The sequence below is a fragment of the Streptomyces sp. UC4497 genome (assembly GCF_054871485.1).
Window position 1 is genome coordinate 1 of sequence record NZ_JBTYHB010000081.1, and the last position, 399, is coordinate 399.

General features: G+C 66.2%; 1 protein-coding gene. It reads right to left on the bottom strand.

The window, feature by feature from the left end:
* A partial coding sequence (locus tag ACYSUO_RS42285; RefSeq protein WP_461781514.1) for an electron transfer flavoprotein subunit beta/FixA family protein occupies positions 1-395 on the bottom strand: 395 nt, incomplete at its 3' end.
* Between the last annotated feature and the right edge of the window lie 4 nt (positions 396-399).

A 399-nucleotide genomic window follows, 5' to 3' on the forward strand; every position in this document is an offset into this window, starting at 1 on the left:
GGCACGACACCCATGGTGCCGTCGGTGGAGGCCATGCCGGAGACCACCAGGTCGTAGCCGGCCTTCTCGATCGCCTTGGCCAGCACCAGCGAGGTGCCGATCGCGTCCGTGCCGTGCAGGTCGTCGTCCTCCACGTGGATCGCCTTGTCCGCACCCATCGACAGCGCCTTGCGCAGCGCGTCCTTGGCGTCCTCCGGACCCACGGTCAAAACCGTGATCTCCACGTCGTCGTCGGAGTTCTCCGAGATCTGCAGCGCCTGCTCCACCGCGTACTCGTCGAGCTCCGACAGCAGACCATCGACATCGTCACGGTCCAACGTCAGGTCATCGGCGAAACCCCGGTCGCCCGTGGCGTCCGGCACGTACTTCACGGTGACAACGATCCTCAAGCTCACGCCG